This is a genomic window from Nostoc sp. CHAB 5715, from assembly GCF_020829685.1.
GTDB lineage: Bacteria > Cyanobacteriota > Cyanobacteriia > Cyanobacteriales > Nostocaceae > Nostoc.
Genome location: NZ_JAIVFR010001043.1, coordinates 1 through 2,482 on the forward strand (window position 1 = coordinate 1; position 2,482 = coordinate 2,482).

Here is a 2,482-nt window from a genome sequence, read left to right on the forward strand (position 1 = left end):
TTTATGTTCAGGTTGTAGCTTGAGGGTGAGGCACTTTTCTAGGACTTGTTTTACCCGTATCATCTCCCCGTTAGCGCCAGTGTGGTCTTCCTGCTTAACCTCTGATTGCGCCCTGTTCTCAGCTTCAGCCTCCATAATTCCGAGTATGGTCACTGTGGGCAGGTAGGGATTCACTTGTCTCCTCAAGGGTGGGACTTTACCTTTTCTAGGTTACTTAGATATCACCCACATAGAAAGAACAGTTATACAGTTCTGAAAGTCACTTTCGGAATGTACCTTGGTCATACCCCTCTAGTTTCTAGAGGCTCTTACCAAGAACGAGCCGCACCAACATTCCCTCTATGCTCCCAAGTTCTTAATACTTTAATAGCAGCACTCGAATAATGAGCAAGTAAATCAATTTTTACTTCTGCTACTCGCTTGACAACGGGTCTTTGGGTTACTCTATCTTGTAGATAATACCAATATTAGTTTCAATCTCTAAAAAATACAGACTAGAGGATAAAATACGTTGAAGTTGAGCGCGGTAGAGTTTTAAATCGGTGAGTCGATATGCTAAATCTGGAGCTTTTTTGTATTCGGCGTGTTTAAAAGCTAGCTCAAATTTCAGCAGTTTTTTAAGTAATAGTGGTGACTGCACATCGTTAAATAGCGTTAACTCTAACGCTCCAACAGGAACTTTACCCAAATCACTAAATTCATACTCAGGTGGTTTAATGTAAACATTTTTTCTCAACATTCCTGCTTTGAGTAAACCAGGAGTAACTAAGTAAGAACTAATAGGGTAATTTTTGGCTCCGTACTCCTGCCAAAGCAGTTTTAACTGTGCCAAATCCTTGCCAGATAGCTGAATGTTAAAACCCACATTCCGCACCCTTAACTGTCACAAGCGGTTATTACGGAAGTTAATTCATGAAAAAGGAGTAAAAAATTACATTTATCTCAAAAAAACAGATTTGGGATAGGAAAATTTATTAGATATATTCTCAATAAGGGGCAATAAATATAAGAGTGGTTTGGTGGAAAATTTTAATAACAGAATTTTATTTTTACAAGCTCAATACATCATTGTAACTTATGCTTATCGGAAAATAAAGTTAAAAACGCCATGATAAGTTCAGAACATTAATTTTATTAATGAGCTAAATGGTCTAATTAAAATATTAATAATATTGATAAATCACTCCATAATTTTCATCTAAATGGCTAACTAGTTCATCTATATCCCAATAATCCCTGGTTTTCAACCAAGCAACTATTTCGCTGGTTTGCTCTGGTGTTAAATAACTTTTGGCACCTTGATAACCCAGCTTAATTCCATCTAACCCTAAAGAATTAAATTTTTGTTTCCAGATAGTGATACAAGACTTATGCATGGACAATAATTCGGTAATCTTCCTGTATGATTCACCTTGTAGTGCCATTTTTACAGCTAAAGCTCGTTGCATTTCTCTCGGTTCTGGATTGCTTTCGATAAATGCTGTTAAAATACTGATTTTTTCAGCCTGATCTTCAAATTCTCTCAGAATATTTCTCATTGTATTATTAGAAACACACAGATTCAGTATTAATGTACCATATGTTTGTATCTCATTTAGGATTGCTATAGCACGAAAAGCTTCTGTAAGAGCTTTGATTTCAATTGGATCTCCTAATTGAGTTCCTGTACCATGTGCTTCTATATATGTGATGGTTTCAGGTTCTACTCTAGCTAAAGCAAGCGCTTCTAAAATTACTTCTCTTTGACCATCAACACTGGGGGCTGTATATCCTATCTTTAAAGAACCGTCGTTATTAACAGCTGAACCCTTAATGACTGCATGAATACAGTCACCATCAGCGATCGCATCCTCTAATCTTTTTAAGACTACTACACCCAAACCATTGCCACCAATGGTTCCTTTTGCTTCAGCATCAAAAGCTCGGCAATGACCATCAGGAGAAAGAATTCCACCTTGTTGATAGGGATATCCAGTTTTTTGAGGTACTTTAGCGGAAACACCCCCTGCTAATGCAATATCACTTTCACCATTCATTAAACTTTGGCAGGCTAAGTGGACAGCAACCAATGATGTAGAACAGGCTGTTTGTACATTGATACTTGGGCCTCTTAAGTTTAACTTGTAAGAAATTTGTGTGGGCAAAAAATCCTTAAGATAAAAAGCCAACTTTTATGTTTAATATGACTTGGCTAATTATTCATCGTCTGGAAAAGATGACATTGAAATTTCAGAAGCAATCTGAATTTGGTCATTTAAAACCGCCTCAATATCTGCTTCTGTAGTTAAGGGGTTAGCAATCACTGCACGCATGGCAATGACAGAAGTCTCTTTGCCAAAGCTGATAATTGTTTTAGTCGTTCGTGAAATAAAAGTACGGCCAATTTGTCGCTGAACTTTTTGTAAATGTTCATTAAATTTATTAATTAGTTGATTGTCTATTTCTGTCAACTGCTTTTTGGCAACAATTCCTCTCAATGGCT

The 2,482-nt window shown here is 36.7% G+C and carries 2 protein-coding genes and 2 pseudogenes; all 4 read right to left on the reverse strand.

What is annotated here, in order from left to right; genetic code table 11:
• Positions 1–439: 439 nt before the first annotated feature.
• Positions 440–865: a hypothetical protein gene (locus LC574_RS35565; RefSeq protein ID WP_229458326.1), complete on the reverse strand. Its 426-nt coding sequence runs from the start codon at positions 863–865 to the stop codon at positions 440–442.
• A gap of 298 nt (positions 866–1,163) precedes the next feature.
• Positions 1,164–1,538, reverse strand: coding sequence for a helix-turn-helix domain-containing protein (locus tag LC574_RS35570; RefSeq protein ID WP_306422211.1), 375 nt, complete (start codon positions 1,536–1,538; stop codon positions 1,164–1,166).
• 69 nt (positions 1,539–1,607) lie between these two features.
• Positions 1,608–2,153: pseudogene (locus LC574_RS35575) on the reverse strand (beta-ketoacyl synthase N-terminal-like domain-containing protein); the annotation flags it as partial.
• 42 nt (positions 2,154–2,195) lie between these two features.
• Positions 2,196–2,482: pseudogene (locus LC574_RS35580) on the reverse strand (putative pyridoxal-dependent aspartate 1-decarboxylase); the annotation flags it as partial.